General features: G+C 67.6%; 14 protein-coding genes. 8 read left to right on the top strand and 6 right to left on the bottom strand.

Annotation, left to right across the window (positions count from 1 at the left end; translation table 11 throughout):
- Nucleotides 1–50 precede the first annotated feature (50 nt).
- Nucleotides 51–2,453, top strand: coding sequence for a TonB-dependent siderophore receptor (locus C666_RS08095; protein WP_004336480.1), 2,403 nt, complete (start codon nt 51–53; stop codon nt 2,451–2,453).
- Nucleotides 2,454–2,531: 78 nt separating this feature from the next.
- On the opposite strand, the gene C666_RS08100 is transcribed toward C666_RS08095, so the two are convergent.
- Nucleotides 2,532–4,340: an EAL domain-containing protein gene (locus tag C666_RS08100; RefSeq protein ID WP_004336481.1), complete on the bottom strand. Its 1,809-nt coding sequence runs from the start codon at nt 4,338–4,340 to the stop codon at nt 2,532–2,534.
- Nucleotides 4,341–4,499: 159 nt separating this feature from the next.
- Here C666_RS08100 and C666_RS08105 point away from each other — a divergent pair, with 159 nt between their 5' ends.
- On the top strand, nt 4,500–6,056 hold the full coding sequence (locus tag C666_RS08105) for a bifunctional ADP-dependent NAD(P)H-hydrate dehydratase/NAD(P)H-hydrate epimerase (protein ID WP_004336482.1): 1,557 nt from the start codon (nt 4,500–4,502) through the stop codon (nt 6,054–6,056).
- Between the two features lie 25 nt (nt 6,057–6,081).
- Here C666_RS08105 and C666_RS08110 read toward each other — a convergent pair whose 3' ends face one another.
- Nucleotides 6,082–6,972 (bottom strand): DMT family transporter, encoded by an 891-nt coding sequence (locus C666_RS08110; RefSeq protein WP_004336483.1) that lies wholly within the window; start codon nt 6,970–6,972, stop codon nt 6,082–6,084.
- Nucleotides 6,973–7,171: 199 nt separating this feature from the next.
- Between C666_RS08110 and nadC the strand changes: the two genes are divergently transcribed.
- Nucleotides 7,172–8,017: a carboxylating nicotinate-nucleotide diphosphorylase gene (gene nadC, locus C666_RS08115; RefSeq protein ID WP_004336484.1), complete on the top strand. Its 846-nt coding sequence runs from the start codon at nt 7,172–7,174 to the stop codon at nt 8,015–8,017.
- Nucleotides 8,018–8,025: 8 nt separating this feature from the next.
- The gene (locus C666_RS08120) at nt 8,026–8,598 is read left to right on the top strand and encodes a DUF2946 family protein (RefSeq protein ID WP_004336485.1); all 573 of its coding nucleotides are present in this window, start codon (nt 8,026–8,028) and stop codon (nt 8,596–8,598) included.
- 86 nt (nt 8,599–8,684) lie between these two features.
- Here the strand turns inward: C666_RS08120 and thrC are convergent, their stop codons facing one another.
- A complete protein-coding gene (thrC, locus tag C666_RS08125) occupies nt 8,685–10,133 on the bottom strand; it encodes a threonine synthase (RefSeq protein WP_004336486.1) in 1,449 nt (482 codons plus the stop codon).
- Nucleotides 10,134–10,314: 181 nt separating this feature from the next.
- On the opposite strand from thrC, the gene C666_RS08130 reads away from it, so the two are divergent.
- From C666_RS08130 to C666_RS08140, 3 genes are all read left to right on the top strand, one after another.
- The gene (locus tag C666_RS08130; RefSeq protein WP_004336487.1) at nt 10,315–11,193 is read left to right on the top strand and encodes a tellurite resistance TerB family protein; all 879 of its coding nucleotides are present in this window, start codon (nt 10,315–10,317) and stop codon (nt 11,191–11,193) included.
- Between the two features lie 505 nt (nt 11,194–11,698).
- Nucleotides 11,699–14,482, top strand: coding sequence for an FAD-binding and (Fe-S)-binding domain-containing protein (locus tag C666_RS08135; protein WP_004336488.1), 2,784 nt, complete (start codon nt 11,699–11,701; stop codon nt 14,480–14,482).
- On the top strand, nt 14,476–14,877 hold the full coding sequence (locus C666_RS08140) for a VOC family protein (protein ID WP_028791960.1): 402 nt from the start codon (nt 14,476–14,478) through the stop codon (nt 14,875–14,877). Before C666_RS08135 ends, C666_RS08140 begins: the two co-directional genes overlap by 7 nt.
- Nucleotides 14,878–14,899: 22 nt before the next feature.
- Here C666_RS08140 and C666_RS08145 read toward each other — a convergent pair whose 3' ends face one another.
- The 3 genes from C666_RS08145 to C666_RS08150 form a co-directional block, all read right to left on the bottom strand.
- Complete coding sequence (locus C666_RS08145) at nt 14,900–15,112, bottom strand: dodecin (RefSeq protein ID WP_004336491.1); 213 nt, start codon at nt 15,110–15,112, stop codon at nt 14,900–14,902.
- 39 nt (nt 15,113–15,151) lie between these two features.
- On the bottom strand, nt 15,152–15,289 hold the full coding sequence (locus C666_RS20700) for a hypothetical protein (protein ID WP_004336492.1): 138 nt from the start codon (nt 15,287–15,289) through the stop codon (nt 15,152–15,154).
- A gap of 107 nt (nt 15,290–15,396) precedes the next feature.
- On the bottom strand, nt 15,397–16,059 hold the full coding sequence (locus C666_RS08150) for an MOSC domain-containing protein (protein WP_004336493.1): 663 nt from the start codon (nt 16,057–16,059) through the stop codon (nt 15,397–15,399).
- Between the two features lie 164 nt (nt 16,060–16,223).
- On the opposite strand from C666_RS08150, the gene C666_RS08155 reads away from it, so the two are divergent.
- Nucleotides 16,224–18,302 carry a c-type cytochrome gene (locus C666_RS08155; RefSeq protein ID WP_004336494.1) on the top strand — a complete coding sequence of 693 codons (2,079 nt, stop codon included), beginning with the start codon at nt 16,224–16,226 and terminating at the stop codon, nt 18,300–18,302.
- Nucleotides 18,303–18,324 lie beyond the last annotated feature (22 nt).

Genomic DNA, 18,324 nt, shown 5'->3' on the forward strand with positions numbered 1-18,324 from the left:
CTGAAGCGTGCTTTCCGGTCGAAGCGCGCATAACCCGGACAGGAGCCACCATGCCCCAGCGCAACAAGCCCCGCAGCCGCCTGCTGCCCATCGCCGCCGCCTTGTGCGGCGCTTTCGCCCTGCTTGCCGGCCCGCCCGCGCCGGCCCATGCGCAGACCGGCGCGCAACAGGCGGAACGCAGCGTCGACATCGATCTGCCCGCCCAGCCGCTGGGCAGCGCGCTGAACGAACTCTCGCGCCAGACCGGAGCGCAGATCTTCGCCGACGGCGCATTGCTCAGCGGCCGCCCGGCGCCCGCGGTTTCCGGGCGGATGAGCATCGAACAAGCCCTGAGCCGCATGCTCGCCGGCAGCGGCCTGCGCGCCCAGGCCAGCGGCAGCAACGGCTTCACCATCGCGCCAAGCCCGGAGGCGCCCGCGCCGGAAGCCCTGCTGCCGGCCGTCACCATCTCCGGCAAGGCATCCGGCGCCACCACCGAAGGCACCGGCTCCTACATCACCTGGTCCACCAGCAGTTCGACGCGGCTCAACCTGACGCCGCAGGAGACGCCGCAGGCGGTCACGGTGATGACGCGCCAGCGCATGGACGATCAGAAGCTGGACACGCTGGTCGACGTACTCGACGCCACGCCGGGCATCTACGTTGCCCAAGGCTCGATTGGTCAGGACGCCCCCAACATGTATGCGCGCGGCGCCAGCCTGAGCAACTTCCAGATCGATGGCGTGCCTACCTTTTCGGGCATGAGCCCCTTTCTCGCCAGCACGGCCGCATACGACCGTGTGGAGGTGGTGCGCGGTGCCACGGGCGTCATGAACGGCCTTGGCACGCCCGCGGCCACGGTCAACCTGATTCGCAAGCGGCCGACCGCCGAGCGGCAGTTTTCCTTGACCACCCAGGCCGGCAATTGGGATCGTTACGGCGTCGGCGCCGATGCTTCCGGCGCTGTGAACGAAAGCGGCACGGCGCGCCTGCGGCTGGTGGGCGACTACAAGGACGAAGGTGCCTGGGTGGATCGTTTCCACCAGAAGAAACTCGCGCTCTACGGCATCGGCGAATTCGACCTGAGCGAGAAAACCCTGCTCACACTCGGCTTCAACCACCTGCGCCAGGACACCGATTCCGCCATCGTCGGCCGGCCGCTATACTTCAGCGATGGCCAGCGCATTCCCCTGTCACCCTCGGACAACACCAGCCAGAAATGGCGCTACTACAAGCACGACATGGACGGCATCTTCGCCTCGTTGGAACACCGCTTCAGTTCCGGATGGGTCGGCAAGGTGGAGTACAGCCACACACGCTACGAGTACGACGGTCTGATCGCGAGCATGCTTGGCTCGATTGACCCGGCAACCGGTGCAGGCATGACGATACGCCCGAACCGCTGGGACAGCGAACTGCGGCAGAACAACGTCGACGCCTATGTTTCAGGCGTGTTTCCGCTCTTCGGCCGTGATCACGAACTGATTGCAGGGCTTACCCTCTCAAGACTCGAATCGGACGGTTCTGCCTACACGCTGGATGCAGGATATCCGACTGCCACCACGCTTCAAGACTGGGCCAATGCGCCAGCACCGACATTTGCCAACACCGGCGGCAACAAAAGCGAAGAGCGCAACTACGGCGCATTCGTGAACACCCGCTTTTCACTGACAGACAGCACGAGCCTGCTGCTGGGCGGCCGTACGACGCGCTGGACGCGGGATATCGACGTCACCAGCCTGCTCTGGGGCGACTACTCCCTTCGCGAGCGCAGGAATACCTTCGTTCCCTATGCAGGCATCGTGCATGCGCTCAACGACACCTGGTCGGTCTATGCCAGCTACACCAAGATCTTCCGGCCGCAGGATGACTGGCTCAACGACTACTTCACGGCCTCGCAGTTGCAACCTGAAGAAGGCGTCAGCTACGAAGCAGGCGTCAAGGCCAGTTTTGCCGGCGGCCGCCTCACGGGCAGCTTGTCAGTGTTCCGCAGTGAAGTGGACAATCTTGCAGTATGGAACGCCGACGCATTCACATACGACCTGCTGGGCAACACCCGCGCCCGTGGGATTGAACTGGAACTCAATGGCGAGCTGACCCCTGACTGGCAACTTTCGGCAGGCTATGCCTTTGCGGTCAGCAAGGACGGCAACGGCGAACGCGTGCTCACCTATGTTCCTCGCCAGACGCTGAAGCTGTTCACCAGTTATCGGCTGCCGGGCGAATGGAACAAGCTCACTGTGGGCGGTGGCGTCAACTGGCAGAATGCCAACAACAGCGGAAGCGGCTTCGATCACAGGCAAGGCAGTCTTGCCCTGGTCAGCCTGATGGGGCGTTACCAGATCGATCGGAATCTGTCCGTTTCGCTGAATCTGAACAATGCGCTGGACAAGCGTTATCTGAGCAGCAACGGCGACTACGGCACCTACGGTGCGCCGCGCAACTTCATGGCCTCGCTGAAGTACAGCTTCTGACCCGCAGCCAGAATCACGAACGCCGGGGCGCCCCGGCGTTCGGCGTTTCGGCACCGCATCCGCCCGCAGCGGGCAGCATCAGGAAGCGACCGCGATCGCGACCTCCGGCAGTGTGTGGAGGCATACGGCAGGCGCCACATGTATCCCGTTGCCGGACTGCTTGGCGATCTTCTTCGCGGCGGCGGCGGCCGAGGCCACTTCTTCCGGCGACTGGAACTGCCCCGCGCTCGCATGCACGACGCCGACGGCCATCGTCGTCAGCGGGAAGAACACGCGGAAGCCGCGCCGGTCTTCGCTATCGAAGCCGCCGCGGGCCAGTTCCTCGGCATCGAACAGCGCCCGCGCCCCGGTATTGAAGGTGTGCACCACGCGTTCGCAGCGTTCGCGCCAATCCTCGCTCTGGAACAGCACGACGAAATCGTCGCCGCCCACGTGGCCGACGAAATCCTGCGACGGATCGGTCTGCGCCGCGATCACCCGCGCGGCAAGCTTGATCATCTCGTCGCCGCGCCAGTAGCCATACAGGTCGTTGTACGGCTTGAAGTTGTTGAGATCGAAGTAGCAGGCCGCGAAACGTCCGCCCGCGCCCAGCAGGCGGCCGATGTGCTCGGTGATCGGGATGTTGCCCGGCAGGAAGGTGAGCGGGTTGGCGTGGCGGGCGGCCTCGATGCGCCGCTCGGTGACCGCGCGCACCAGGCTTTCGCCAGTGGCCAGGCCGGCGTAGCGGCCGTTCTCGGTGAGGATGAAGCCGTCGTAGAGGTAGCGCTGGTCATCCCCCGTGAGCACGGTGATCAACGCGTCGATCGGCGTGCTGGCCTCGACGCGCAGCGGCGCGTCATTCATGAACAGCGTGCATGGGCGGCGGCCGTAGAGCTCGTGCGAGTACGGCCGCGCGAAGCGGTCGACGAACTGGCGCCGGTTCATCAGCCCGATGGGGTGCTCGTTGGCCACCACCGCCACGGCCTGCAGGTCGGGATGCTGGGCGAACAGCTGCATCAGTTCGGCGTTGGTGGAGGTCACGGAAATGGTCGGCGCGCGCACTTTCAGGCGCCCCACCGTTTCCACCAGGTCGCCGCGCGGCGCCGCATTGGGCAATACCGCGACCTTGCACGAGTCGAGCACCTTCCTCGCCGGCTCGGCCACCGTGGTGCCGGGGCGCTCCGCCGGGCGGCCGAACAGGTAGCCCTGGCCGAAATGGCAGCCGAGGTCGCGCAGCACGCTCAATTCCTCGGCCTCTTCCACGCCTTCGGCGACGATGGCGGTACCGAAGGCCGTCGACAGGTTGAGGATGGAACGCAGCACTTCGACCTTGCGGCGGTCGTTGTGGATGCCATGCACGAAAAACTTGTCGACCTTGACCACGCGCGGCTTCAACTGCGCCCACAGGCGCAGGCTCGAACGCCCGTCGCCGAAGTCGTCGAGCGCCAGCCCGACCCCATGGCGGGCCAGCGCCACGAACGCCGATTGCAGTGCCTCGGCGTCCTCCACCCGTTCGTGCTCGGTCAGTTCCAGTATCAGCCGGCCCGGCGTCAGGCCGGCTTCGGCCACGTTGCGCAGCAGGTCGCGGCCCTCCGTTTCGCTGAACGCGGCAATGGCCGGGCCGCTCAGGTTGAGGAACAGCTTGCCGGGCAGGTTCTGCGCCGCAAAGGCGTGCATTGCGCCGGTGCACGCAGCCATCTCCAGCTCCCGCACCAGCCCGCAGCGGCGGGCCTCGCCCAGCAGCACCTCGGGCGCGTGCAGCGGCGTGTCGGCCGGCCCGCGCATCAATGCCTCGTAGCCCAGGAGATCGGCCCGGGACAAATCCACGATGGGCTGGAAAACGAACTTCAGCTCACGCCGTTCCAGCACCTGGCGCAGCCGAACCGTGAGTCGCGTGTCGCACAGCATGGAACAAACCCCGGGGTTGGAAAACAAGAACGAGGAATATAACGCGCTTCGCAAAGCATCCTCGTGAAGTGTGTCTCCTGCAAATGAAGCTTCGATGAACGTTCACGCTGCACCGCAGCGAGCCTTACAATTTCACCTTTACCTGACGGCGCGCCCATCATGTTCCTGTCCGCCCTACCGATTTACCCCATTGCCGGCATCCGCGAGATCGAAGGCAAGCTCATTCCCAGCGCTCGGCCGCCGCTGATGGAGCGGGCGGGCCGCGCCGCCGCCGAAGATGCGGTGCGCCTGATCATGGACCGCCCCGGCCCGATCCTGATCGCCTGCGGACCGGGCAACAACGGCGGCGACGGCTTCGTCATGGCCCGCCAGCTCACGCAGGCCGGGCGCGACGTGCAGGTCGCCTTCACCAGCGAGGTTTCCAATCTGCCCGCCGAAGCGGCCAAGGCCTATGCGGACTACCTCGCCGCGGGCGGCCACCTGGTTTCCGATCTGCCCGCGGCGCCGGCGCAAGGCTGGGCGCTGGTGGTGGACGCGCTGTTCGGCATCGGCCTCAAGCGCCGGATCGAAGGACGCTGCGCCGGCTGGATCCAGACCCTGAACGCCCAGCCTTCGCCGCGCATGGCGCTCGACGTCCCCAGCGGGCTCGACGCCGACACCGGCCTGCCCCTCGGGACGACCTTCCGCGCCACCCACACGACCACCTTCATTTCGCTCAAGCCGGGCCTGCTGACCAACGACGGTCCGGACTACTGCGGCGACATCAACGTCCAGCGCCTCGAAATCGACGCGCCGGCGTGGCTGCCCGCGGCCGGCCATGCCGTCACGCCCGCCCTGTTCCACGGCCAGCTCCGCCCCCGCCCGCGCAACAGCCACAAGGGCCTCTACGGCGATGCCGGCATCCTCGGCGGCAATGCGGGCATGGTCGGCGCCGCGCTCCTTGCCGGACGCTCGGCGTTCTGGCTGGGCACCGGCCGGGTCTATGTCGGGCTGCTCGATCCCAATGGACCCGCGGTCGACTTCGCCCATCCCGAACTGATGCTGCGCCAGGCTGCGCGCCTGCCGGAGCGGCTGAGCGCCCTGGCCGTCGGCCCGGGCCTGGGCACCGACATGAACGCCGCCACGCAACTCGCCGCGGCCCTCGGCCGCGAGGTTCCGCTCGTGCTGGATGCAGACGCGCTGAACCTGATCGCTTCCGATGCCACGCTCCGGACCCGGCTCGCTGCCCGCCAGGTACCCAGCATCCTGACCCCGCATCCCGCTGAAGCCGGCCGCCTGCTCGGCATCGGCACCGAGGCAGTCCAGGCCGACCGCCTGCAGGCCGCACTGGACATCGCAGCCCGCCACCGTGCGCTGGTCGTCCTGAAAGGCTGCGGGTCCATCGTCGCCTCACCCGACGGACGCTGGTTCATCAATGGCAGCGGCCACCCCGGCATGGCGAGCGCCGGCATGGGAGACGTGCTCACGGGGCTCGTCGTCGGCCTGCTGGCCCAAGGCTGGCCTGCCGAGTCCGCGCTCATCGCGGCCGTGCATCTGCACGGCGCAGCCGCCGATCGGCTGGCGCGCGAAGGCATCGGCCCGATCGGCCTGAGCGCAAGCGAGACCATCGATGCCGCGCGCGGTGTGTTCAACGGCTGGCTCATCGAGGCGCAGCAAGGCCCGCACCGCGACGGCACGCGCGATGCGCGCCCGCTGATCACGCTCGGCAACCACTGAACGGCGGCCCCGCGCGTTTTTCCGTTCAGCGGGAATCGCGCCCTCTCCGGCGCAGACGGCCCAATGCCCCCGTCGCCAGGCCGGTGCCGAGCAGGATCACGCCACAGCCGAGCAGCATCCGCGGCGTGATCGCCTCGTCCAGCACCAGCGCGCCCCACAGCATGCCGAACGCCGGAATCAGGAAGGTGACCGTGACCGCGCGTGCCGGGCCGACGTTCGCCATCAGGCGGAAGAAGATCACATAGGCGAGCCCGGTGCACACCACCGCCAGCGCCACCACTGCCAGCCACACGCCGGCCCCGGGCGGCTGTCCGGGCCAGCTTGCGAGCGCGGGCGGCAACAGGAGCAGCGCGGCGAACAACTGCGATCCGGTCGCCGTCACCATCGGCGCAACACCCGTCAGGTAGCGCTTGGTCAGCGCCGCGGAAACACCATAGGAAAAAGTCGCCCCGAGGCAGGCCAGCACCGCCAACCCGCTCCCCCCGACCGCAAACGATGCCTGCCCCCAGACCAGCACGACCACGCCGCACAGGCCCACCAGCATGCCGGCGAGCGTCGCCGGGGCAAGCCTGTCCTTCAGCCATACCCAGGCCACCAGCGCGGTGAACAGCGGCGTGGTCGCATTGACGATCGACGCGAAGCCCGCACCGACCGACTGCAGCGCATAGCCATAGAAGACGAAAGGCAAGGCCGAGGCGAAAAAGCCGACGAACAGCAGCGCCTTCCAGCGGCGGAGCAAGGTGCCGATCCCGCCCTGCAGCGCCAGAACCGGCAGCAGGACCAGCGCGGCCAGGCCCACGCGCAATGCCATCAGGGGAAACGCGCCGAAATCCGGCGCCGCGATACGCATCAGCAGGAAGGAGGCGCCCCAGATGGCAGCCAGGGAAAAAAGCTCGATGAAGTCGCGTGGTTTCAAGGCGGATACCGGAAAACGGCGCTCGCCGGCCCGCCCCGATACGGAACGGGCGCCGGCGAGCGCCAGAGCACGGCATTCTCCTCCTCGCCCACGGCGCAAGCAAAGGCCGCAAAGCGGCCCGCCGGCGGCATCCGCCGCCCGTCCGGGTCCGTCCCCGGTGCTAAAATCGCGCCTCCGATGACCCCTGCAGACCATCACCATGCTCTCTGAACAGCTTCGCGTCGAAATCCAGCGCAACATCGCCGCCTCCCTGGCCGAAGACATCGGCACCGGCGACTTGACGGCACGCCTGATTGCGCCCGACACCGAGGCCCGCGGCCGCGTGATCACGCGCGAAGACGCGGTGATCTGCGGCACCGCCTGGTTCAACGCCGCCTTCGCCGCGCTCAGCCCGGCGGCGGTGGTCGACTGGCATGTGCGCGACGGCGACGCGGTGAAAGCCGGCGACGTGCTGTGCGACATCATCGCCCGCGCGCGGGTGCTGCTGACGGCCGAGCGCACCGCGCTCAACTTCCTGCAACTGCTGTCCGGCACGGCGACGGTGACGCGCCGCTTCGTCGACGCGGTGGCCGGCACCAAGGCCAAGATCGTCGATACCCGCAAGACCCTGCCCGGCCTGCGCCTGGCGCAAAAATACGCGGTCGCGGTCGGCGGCGGCACCAACCACCGCGTCGGCCTCTACGACGGCATTCTGATCAAGGAAAACCACATCATCGCCGCCGGCAGCATCCGCGACGTGGTGGACCAGGCGCGCCTCATCGCGCCATCCAACGTCTTCATCGAAGTCGAGGTCGAGAACCTGGACGAACTGAAGGAAGCGCTGGATGCGGGCGTGAAGATGGTGCTGCTCGACAACATGAACCTCGACGACATGCGCGAGGCGGTGGCGATCAACGCCGGCCGCGCCGAGCTCGAAGCCTCCGGCGGCGTCAGCCTGGAGCGCGTGCGCGCCATCGCCGAGACCGGCGTCGACCGCATTTCCATCGGCACGCTGACCAAGGACGTGCACGCGCTCGATCTGTCGCTGCGCCACGTCGAGGCCTGAACGCCCCCATGCCGGACTGCGCCGGTCCGTCCTCGCTGCCGCATTGGCCGACCGTCCCCGCCTGCTACGGCTGGCTGTCGCTCGACGCCCGCGGCCGCTGGCGCCTGAAGGGCGAGGTAATCGCCCATCCCGGGCTGATCGCCTTTCTGAATGCGCGCTACACGCATGACGCCGAAGGCCGCTGGCTGGTGAACAACGGGCCCCAGCGCGTGTATGTGAAGCTGGAAAGCGCGCCCTGGGTGCTGCGCCTGCAGCCCAACGGCGGCTTCGTCACCCACACCGGACGCCGCACCGCCGTGGCCGGCCCGCTGCTGCTCGACGCCGAAGGCCGGGTCTTCCTCGCCACCGGCCTTGGCCCGGCCGCGCTGGACGACCGCGATCTGGCCATGCTGATAGCCGATGTCGGCGATGCATCGGGCAAGGCTGCGGACGATGATGCGCTATGTGCACTGATGTCGGGCGAACGCCCGGTGCATCTGCGCTGGAAAGGCCTGCCGCTTCAGGGCCTGGCCGCCGCTGGACAACGATCCGTGGCCGCTTTTCTCGGCTTCGTCCCCGATCCGCAGCCCGAAGAGGCCTGACCCTCCGTTTCCGCCCACGGCCCGCGCGGGCGTCGCCGGCGCCCTTCCCGCTTCTCCCCGGAATGGCGCCGGCAAGGCCCGCGGTCTCAGATGCGCTCGACGATGAAGCGCTTCACGGCCTCGGCGTCGGGCGCCATCACCTCGACGCGCTGCGGCAGCTTCTCGATGCCTTCCAGGTCGGCGGGGCGCCCGGGCTCTCGGCCCAGCGCCTCGACGATGGTGTCGGCGAACTTGACCGGCAGCGCGGTCTCCAGCACCAGCACCGGCACGCCGGCCGGCACCTCTGCGGCGCGCTCCCAGGCCACCTTGACGCCGTCGGCGGTGTGGGTGTCGATCATCACGCCATACTGTTCGAACACCTTGCGGATGGTCGCCAGCCGGTCGGCGTGGCTGCTCGCGCCCGACACGAAGCCGAAGTCGGCGATGCGCGCGAATTCGGACGACGTGGACAGGTCGAAGGCGCGGCCGGCATCGACCTCGGCCCACAGCGCGGCAACCTTCCGCGGATCGCGCCCCACCAGGTCGAACACGAAGCGCTCAAAGTTGGACGCCTTGGAGATGTCCATCGACGGGCTGGAGGTGACGCGCGTCTCCGCCGCCTTGCGCGGGCGGTAGACACCGCTGCGGAAGAATTCGTCGAGCACGTCGTTCTCGTTGGTGGCGAGAATCAGCTTCGCCACCGGCAGGCCCATCTGGCGGGCGATGTGGCCGGCGCAGATGTTGCCGAAGTTGCCCGAAGGCACGCAGAACGCGACCTGCTCGTCATTGCTCTTCGTCGCGGCGAAATAGCCCTTGAAGTAATACACGATCTGCGCCGCGACACGCGCCCAATTGATCGAATTGACCGCGCCGATCTTGTTCGCAGCCTTGAAGGCATGGTCGTTCGACACCGCCTTCACGATGTCCTGCGCGTCGTCGAACATGCCGGTGACGGCGATGTTGAAGATGTTGTCGTCCTGCAGCGAATACATCTGCGCGCGCTGGAAAGGACTCATCAGGCCGTGCGGCGACAGCATGAAGACGCGCACGCCGTGCTTGCCGCGCATGGCGTATTCCGCCGCCGAGCCGGTGTCGCCCGAGGTGGCGCCGAGGATGTTGATCGTCTCGCCGCGCCTGGCCAGCACATACTCGAACAGGTTGCCGAGCAACTGCATCGCCATGTCCTTGAAGGCCAGCGTCGGGCCGTTGGACAGCTCCAGCAGGCCCAGCCTGCCCTGCTCCAGCCAATGCACCGGTGTGATGTCGCCGGCCTCGTCGCCCTCGCGCACGTGGCGGTACACCTCGGCGGTGTAGGTCTTGTCGCAGATCGCCTTCAGATCCGCCGGCGGGATGTCGGTGATGAACTTCGACAGGATGGCGAAAGCCAGTTCGGCATAGGACAGGCCGCGCCAGGCGTCGAGTTCGGCGCGCGTCACCTGCGGATAGGATTCGGGCAGGTACAACCCGCCGTCGGGTGCGAGGCCGCCCAGCAGGATGTCGCAGAACTCGGGCTTGGCGGACTGGCCGGCATGGCCGCGGGTGGAGATGTATTTCACGGAGGAATCCTCGGAGACTGGGCGGAAAACGGGCCGGCCGGACAACGCATCCGGACGCGAATGCGCGATTTTAACGAATGCCGCAGCGCCCGACACGCCGTTCCCTCATCGCATCGTCACGCCCGCGTCCGCACGGGGCGGCTACAATCCCTCTGCATCACGACAAAAACCGGAGAACACCATGAGTTTCGGCAACATCATCGGCCAGATCCTGCAACAAGGCATGGCCAACCAGAGCCGTTCGCGGCTGGACCACACCCTGGGTCCAGCCGGGCTGGGCGGCGTCGGCGACCTGGGTGATCTGCTCGGCACGGTACTGGGTGCGGGCGGCGGCGGCCGCGGCGGTGCAGGCGGCGGGCTGGGAGACGTGCTGGGCAGCGTGCTCGGGAGCCAGGGTGCATCCCGGGGCGGCGCGGGCAACCTCGGCGACCTGCTAGGCGGCCTGCTCGGCGGGGCCTCCACCGGCCGCAGCGGGGCGGGCGGCGGGCTGGGCGATCTGCTCGGCGGCGTGCTGGGCGGCGGCGGCACCAGCCGGTCCGGCTCCAGCAATCCGCTCGGCGGCACCGGCATGGCCATCCTCGCCACGCTGGCGATGGCGGCGCTGAAGAACTGGCAAGGCTCGCGCAGCGCCGCGGCCGGGTTCGCCAGCGCTCAGGCAAGCGGCGCGTCCGGCCAGATCGAGGCGGCCCAGTTGGCTGCGATGACCTCACCCGAGACGGAAGAGCTCGTGCTGCGCGCGATGATTTCGGCGGCCAAGGCCGACGGCGAGGTGGACGAGGACGAGATCCAGCGCATCGTCGGCAAAATCGGCGAGGACGGCATCACGGCGGAAGAAAAGCAGTTCGTCGCCGCCGAGCTGCGCCGGCCGCTGGACCTGGAATCGTTGATCGCGGCCGTGCCCGACCAGGCGATCGCAGCGCAGGTGTACGGCGCCTCGCTGCTGGCCATCCACCTCGATACCGAGGCCGAACTGGCCTACCTGCGGCAACTGGCGCGCGGGCTGGGACTGGATGCCGACACCGTCGCGCGCCTGCACCAGCTCACCGGCGTGCAGGCCTGAGGCACGAGCCATTACGCGCGGCCCACCGGCCGCAGCCGATGGCAATCCATCGAACGGCCGCCGGACAGCATCCGGCGGCCGTTTCTTTTTGCTCTCGCCCTCCCGTCTGCGGTCGGCGCCCGTGCACACCCGAATCCATCGCGAACACCGATACGCATTCACGATTTTTTGATATTGGTCTTACCAAACAAAAAAGGCGTCACATCCAGCATCGGCGCCATTTCCAGACGTAAGCCCGTGAAAAAAATGAACGATAGAAGTCGATGGTTCGATCATTCACGAAATCGATCATTGACGCCCGAAGAGCTTGCCAGTAGATTTTTCCGCTAGCGCTTAAATTGGTATTACCAATAATCAAACAAGCCCCGCATGCTCGGCGGGCGCTTTCAGGAGGAGACATGAGCAGCCCGTCGAAAGGCGACTCGCGCCTTCATCCGCCTTGTCCGGCGGCCGCCGCTTTCCGCGCCACCCGTCCGGCTTCCATTTCCCGACGGGATGTCCTCTCATGTCCGCACTGATCGAAGCCCTCCGCCGCCGGCTGCCCGCCGAGCGCGTCATCACCGACGAACTGCGCCGCCTCGCCTATGGCACGGACGGCAGCTTCTACCGCCTGATCCCGGAAGTCGTCGCCGTCGTCGATGACGAGGATGAAGTCCGCGACGTGATCGCGCTCGCTCGCAGCCACCAGCGCCCGGTGACCTTCCGCGCGGCCGGCACCAGCCTGTGCGGCCAGGCGGTGACCGACGGCGTGCTGGTGCTGCTCGGTGAAGGGCTGGCGACCTGTCGCATCGCCGCCGACGGCGCCACGGTGGAAGTGGGGCCGGCCATCATCGGCGCCGAGGTCAACCGCCGGCTGGCGCCGCTGGGGTGCAAGATCGGCCCCGACCCGGCATCGATCAACGCCGCCAAGATCGGCGGCATCGCCGCCAACAACAGCAGCGGCATGTGCTGCGGCACCGCGCAGAACAGCTACAACACGCTGGCCGCGATCCGCGTGCTGCTGGCCGACGGCAGCCTGCTCGACACCGCCGACGCCGCCAGCGTGGCCGCCTTCCGCAGCAGCCACGCCGCCTTGCTCGGCCGCCTGGCCGCGCTGTCCGCCGGCATCAAGGCCGACGAGGCGCTGTGCGCGCGCATCCGCAGCAAGTACAAGATCAAGAACACCACCGGCTACAGCCTCAACGCCCTGGTCGATTTCGACGACCCGGTGGACATCCTCGCCCACCTGATGATCGGCTCGGAAGGCACGCTCGGCTTCATCTCCCGCGTCACCTACCGCACCGTGCCGGAATACGCGCACAAAGCCAGCGCGCTGGTGTTCTTCCCCGACATGGACAGCGCCTGCCGGGCGGTGGCCGGGTTGAAATCCGCGCCGGTGGATGCGGTCGAACTGCTCGACCGCGCCTCTCTGCGCGCGGTGGCCGACAAGCCGGGCATGCCGCCGCTGCTGCGCGAACTGGCCGACGGCGCCACCGCGCTGCTGATCGAGACGCGCGGCCCGTCCGCCGCCGCGCTGTCCGAGCGCATGGCGGCGGTACTCGCTGAACTGGCGCGCCATCCGCTGATCGAAGCCCCGGCCTTCACCACCGACGCCGCCGAGATCGACCGCATGTGGAACGTGCGCAAGGGTACCTTCCCCGCGGTGGGCGCGGTGCGCAAGCCGGGTACCACGGTCATCATCGAGGACATCGCGGTGGCGGTGCCCGACCTGGCCGCCTGCTGCCTGGACCTGCAGCACCTGTTTGCCAGACATGGCTACCACGAGGCGATCATCTTCGGCCATGCGCTGGAAGGCAACGTCCATTTCGTGTTCACCCAGGACTTCGGCATCGAGTCCGAAGTCGCCCGCTACGCCGCCTTCATGGACGAGCTCTGTACCCTGCTGGTGGACAAGTACGACGGCTCGCTGAAGGCCGAACACGGCACCGGGCGCAACATGGCGCCCTTCGTCGAGTTGGAATGGGGCGCGCAGGCCTATGCGCTGATGAAGGAAATCAAGCGCCTGTTCGATCCGGAAGAACTGCTCAACCCCGGCGTCATCATCAACGACGACGCCCAGGCTCACCTGAAGCATCTCAAGCCGATGCCCGCCGCGGGCGAGCTGTACGCGCCGGTGGACCGTTGCATCGAATGCGGCTTCTGCGAGCCGCAATGCCCGTCGCACGGCCTCACGCTGTCGCCGCGCCAGCGCATCGTCGGCTGGCGCGAACTGTCACGGCGCAAGGCGGCGGGCGAAGCACCCGGCGAACTCGGGCACGATTATCTCTACATGGGCCTGGACACCTGCGCCACGTGCGGCCTGTGCTCCACCGCCTGCCCGGTGGGCATCGAAACCGGGGCGCTGACACGCGCGGTGCGCGGCGAGAACCTGTCGTCGGTCGCGCGCATGCTGGGCCGCGTCGCGGCCAACAACTTCGGCGCCACGCAAGCACTGGCCCGCGGCGCACTGAAGGCCGGACACCTCGCCGAATCGGTGCTCGGCACGCCGCTGCTCGCCCGCCTCACCGGCGGCGCGTGGAAGGCGGGCATGCCTCGCCCCCAGCCGGCGGGCCGCGCCACGCCCGCCGCCACGGGAGACAAAGTCGTCTACTTCCCGACCTGTGCGGGACGCATGTTCGGCGCCGACACGCCCGAGCATGCACTGTCGGCCACGGTCATCCGCGTACTCGAACGCGCCGGCTACGCCCCCTTCGTCCCCGACGGCATCGACGCCCTGTGCTGCGGCCAGTCCTTCGCCAGCCGTGGGCTGGCCGCCGAAGCCGACGGCAAATCCGCCGAGCTCGAAGCCGTGCTGCGCCACGCGAGCGAAGACGGCCGCTACCCCATCGTGCTCGACGCCAGCGCCTGTTCGCTACGCATGAAGGCTTTCCTCGGCGAGCGCCTGCCGGTCTACGACCTGGTCGAATTCGCCCACGACGCGCTGCTGCCGCGCCTGATGCTGGCGAAGAAAACCGAGCCGGTGCTGATCCACCTGAACTGCAGCGCGCGCCGCATGGATTTCGAACGCAAGCTCACCCAGCTCGCCCGCGCCTGTGCCGAACAAGTGACCCTGCCGGCGGAAGTAAAATGCTGCGGCTTCGGCGGCGACCGCGGTTTCGTCGTGCCCGAACTGAACGCCCACGCCCTGCGCAAGCTGGCCGCCGACATCCCGGCCGGCTGCTGCGGCGGCTACTCCAGCAACCAGACTTGCGAGATCGGCCTCACCGCCGCCACCGGCCTGCCCTACCGCTCCATCGTCCACCTGCTGGACGAATGCAGCCGGGAGGCGATGCGGCAGGCATCTTGCTGAACACCTCTCCCACCATGCTGCGAACCATCGAATCCATCATCCGCTTCGTACCGGACATCGAAGCCGCCGCGGCCTGGTACGCGGATCTGCTGGGTGGCACCGTGCGCCACGAGAACCCGCAGTTCGCTTTCGTTCATGCGGACGGCCTCACGATCGGCTTCCATCCGGCGGATTCGAAGTGCCCGGGCGGCATCGGCGGCACCACCGTGTATTGGGAAGTTCAGGACATCGAAGTCGCGATCCGTCATCTGGAGCACAAGGGCGCCGTCCTGTACCGCAGCCCCATCACCACCGGGTTCGGCGCACGCGCCGCGATACTTGTCGATCCCTTCGGCTGCACCATCGGCCTGAACCAAGGCAACGCCCGCTCGCGCGCCCTGATCCGCGGCGACTGAACGGGCGTGATGACGAGAGGCTTCAGTCGGCTTCGAGCCGGAAGCCGATCTTCAGCGTGACCTGGAAGTGCGCCACCTTGCCATCGACGACATGGCCCCGGGTCTCCACGACCTCGAACCAGTCGATGTGGCGAATGGTTTGCGCAGCCACCTCGATGGCGTTGCGGATGGCGGCATCGCTGCTCTCGCGGGACGAGCCGACGACCTCGACGAGCTTATAGACGTGATCGGACATGTGAGTCTCCTCTGGGTGGTAAAACCGGGGAATCGCCGCTCAGTTCGAATCGCCATCGCAAGGGCCCGAAGACGGCTGCCGTGCCTCGAAACCGCGCACGGAAGACCGGTAGGCACGCACGCCGAGCACGGCCACCGCGATGAGGATACCGATGAAAACGATGAGCTTGAATGCCATGCGAAGCCGTCCCGTTAGCCCCTGAAACACCCTTTTGCGCCAGGCGCCGCCAATGCTCTTCAGTGTAGCCGCACATTGTCGCCTGCGCCTGCCGCCATGTGCCGCGTTCAGCCGGTATTCGCCTCCAGCCAGGCGGCCCTTTCCAGCCAGCGCCGGGCCTTGTCCCCGGCGAGGCCCGGCGCCGACGCGATGCGGCGCAAGGCGGCGGGATCGGGCCGGTGCGCGGTCACCGTATCCCAATACCCGGCCAGGGTCAGCCAGGGATTCGGCCGCTCGAGCAGTTCGACTTCATCCCCGGCGCACAGGCGGCCTTCCCGCAGCACCCGGTAATACCAGCCCGTGACGCCCGCGGCCTCGACGAAGCGCGAGGCGTCCTCTACCTTCAGCCTGCGGTCGATCTTCCAGCACGGCGAACGCGGCTGGCTGACCTGCACATGCGCTTCGCCAATGCGCAGCACGTCGCCGATACAGATCTCGTGCTCGGTCAGGCCGCGCGTGCTGATGTTCTCGCCAAGCACGCCGGGCCCGACCAGCGCCGCACACTGCGGCCATTCCTCGGCCAGCAGCGCGTAGTGTTCCGCGGGGTAATGGTGCAGCGCCTTGTCCGGTCCGCCGTGGTGGCGCAGGTCGGCCTGCTCGTCGCCCTCCAGCCCGGTCGCGCCCAGGCGCACCGGGCCGTCGACCGCCGACTTGAAGATCGCGCTGGCTTCGCCATCGGGCAGCATCAGGCGCACACGTCCGACGAAGACCTGATCGACGGTGCTTTTCATCGCTTTTCCATGCCAGGGAACGAAAGCGGCCAGCTTACCGAGCCTTCCCCTCTCACGCCACCGGACGGCATTCACTAGGGAAATTTTCTAATACCCCTTCTATCGGCAAGGAAATAAGCTCCCAGACAATTCAGATGCCCATAGACAAGAAAGGGAGTGATTCCATGAATACGCGAGCGATCCTGCGAACGGTCGGTATCGGCTGTTCGCTGTTGCTGGCCTCCGCTGCCGCATCGGCCGACACGGCGCAGACCGAGGCCGTCAAGCGCGGCGAATACGTCGCCCGCCTGGGCGACTGCGTCGCCTGTCACACCGCGCCCGGCGGCAAGCCGATGGCTGGCGGGCTGGCGCTGGAGACACCGTTCGGCACGCTCTACTCCACCAACATCACCCCCGATGGCAGCAGCGGCATCGGCCAATACACTTTCGAGCAGTTCGACCGCGCCATGCGCAAAGGCGTGGCTGCCGGCGGGCACAATCTCTACCCCGCCATGCCCTACCCGTCCTATGCCCGGATGACGGAACAGGACATGCGCGACCTGTACGCCTACATGATGAACGGTGTCGAAGCGGTCGCGCAACCGAACAAGGAAAACGACATGGACTGGCCTTTCAGCATGCGCTGGGGCTTGTCGCTGTGGAATGCCGTCTTCCTCGACGACGAGGCGTTCAAGCCCGTCACGGACGAATCGGCGCAATGGAACCGCGGCGCCTACATTGTACAGAGCCTGGGCCATTGCGGCGCCTGCCACACGCCGCGCGGCATCGCCTTCCAGGAAAAGACCATGAGCGACCAGGGGGGCAAGGGCCACCTGTTCCTGGCCGGCGAAACCGTCGAGGGCTGGCGCGCGCTGAGCCTGCGCAACCTGTGGACGCCCGAGGACACCGCCGAGATGCTGAAGACCGGGCGCAACAAGCACGGCACCGTCTCGGGCAACATGGTGGACGTGGTGCAACACAGCACCCAGTACATGACGGACGAGGACCTGCTGGCGCTGGGCATATACCTGAAGGCGCTGCCCCCCGGCAAGGACGACCTGCCGATGCAGGTGGCCCAGGGCCCGGCGCCGGACATCGTCCCGCTGCCGGCGGGCATGGGTGCAGCGCCAGACGAGGACGTGCCGACGAACATTTTCACCACGCGCGGCGGCCTGGGCTATCTGCAGTTCTGCGCCGACTGCCACCGTGCCAACGGCGACGGCGTGCCCGGCGTGTTCCCGCCGCTGACCGGCAACCACACGCTGCAGTCGCAGGACCCGGCCACGCTGGTCCGCATCATGCTTACCGGCTGGCGCACGCCGGTCACGGAGACCCATTCGCGACCGCTGACCATGCCCGCGTTCGCGCAACTGAGCGACACGGAAATCGCCGACATCCTGAACTTCACGCGCCGCAGCTGGGGGCGTCCCGATGCGCGCGAGATCGCGGCGAGCGACGTGGGCGACGCCCGCAAGCACCTCGACGCCAAGGGCATCAACGGCCGGCCGTTCGAGACGCCGCGCTTGGCCGACATGCTCAAGGAACCGAACGCCGAGCAGCTCGTGCTGGGCGCACGCCTGAACATCGACACCGCCCGCATGCTGCCCGATCACGTGGGCGCGGCGATGAACTGCGCCAGTTGCCACCTGAACGCCGGCACCGTGGCCGACGGCTCGCCCTATGTCGGCGTGTCTGCCTTCTTCCCCAGCTATGGCGCCCGCGCCGGCCGCGACATCACGCTTGAAGAGCGCATCAACGGCTGCTTCCAGCGCTCGATGAACGGCAAACCCCTGCCCAAGACATCCGACGAGATGAAAGCGATGGTCGCCTACTTCGACTGGATGAAGCGCGAGACCAAGCCTGAAGACCGCGTGGAAGGACGCGGCATCGGCAAGATCGACCGCAGCATCGTGCCCGACCCCGACAACGGCAAGCTGATCTACGCCGCCCAGTGCGCCATCTGCCACGGCGCCGAAGGTGAAGGCATCAAGGACGCGAAGGGACGCTGGGTCTATCCGCCGCTGGGGGGCGACCACTCCTTCAACATCGGCGCCGGCATGGCCCGCATCTACACCGCGGCGGCCTTCGTCAAGCGCAACATGCCGATCGCCTTCCATGAAAGCTTCCCGCTGGGTCAGGGCGGGCTATCCGACCAGGAGGCGGTGGACGTGGCGGCCTACTTCAGCCACCTGCCGCGCCCGGACTTCGCGCCCAAGCTCAATGACTGGCCCAAGGGCGGCAAGCCGAGCGACGCGCGCTACTGAGCGGCGGCTGGACGCCGTGAAG

Origin of the sequence: Thauera linaloolentis 47Lol = DSM 12138, assembly GCF_000310205.1 — a bacterium.
Classification (GTDB): Bacteria; Pseudomonadota; Gammaproteobacteria; order Burkholderiales; family Rhodocyclaceae; genus Thauera; species Thauera linaloolentis.

Coding starts and splice junctions, on each gene's coding strand:
- C666_RS08095 (WP_004336480.1), top strand. CDS start 51: ATGCCCCAGCGCAACAAGCCCCGCAGCCGCCTGCTGCCCATCGCCGCC.
- C666_RS08100 (WP_004336481.1), bottom strand. CDS start 4,340: ATGCTGTGCGACACGCGACTCACGGTTCGGCTGCGCCAGGTGCTGGAA.
- C666_RS08105 (WP_004336482.1), top strand. CDS start 4,500: ATGTTCCTGTCCGCCCTACCGATTTACCCCATTGCCGGCATCCGCGAG.
- nadC (WP_004336484.1), top strand. CDS start 7,172: ATGCTCTCTGAACAGCTTCGCGTCGAAATCCAGCGCAACATCGCCGCC.
- C666_RS08120 (WP_004336485.1), top strand. CDS start 8,026: ATGCCGGACTGCGCCGGTCCGTCCTCGCTGCCGCATTGGCCGACCGTC.
- C666_RS08130 (WP_004336487.1), top strand. CDS start 10,315: ATGAGTTTCGGCAACATCATCGGCCAGATCCTGCAACAAGGCATGGCC.
- C666_RS08135 (WP_004336488.1), top strand. CDS start 11,699: ATGTCCGCACTGATCGAAGCCCTCCGCCGCCGGCTGCCCGCCGAGCGC.
- C666_RS08145 (WP_004336491.1), bottom strand. CDS start 15,112: ATGTCCGATCACGTCTATAAGCTCGTCGAGGTCGTCGGCTCGTCCCGC.
- C666_RS20700 (WP_004336492.1), bottom strand. CDS start 15,289: ATGGCATTCAAGCTCATCGTTTTCATCGGTATCCTCATCGCGGTGGCC.
- C666_RS08150 (WP_004336493.1), bottom strand. CDS start 16,059: ATGAAAAGCACCGTCGATCAGGTCTTCGTCGGACGTGTGCGCCTGATG.
- C666_RS08155 (WP_004336494.1), top strand. CDS start 16,224: ATGAATACGCGAGCGATCCTGCGAACGGTCGGTATCGGCTGTTCGCTG.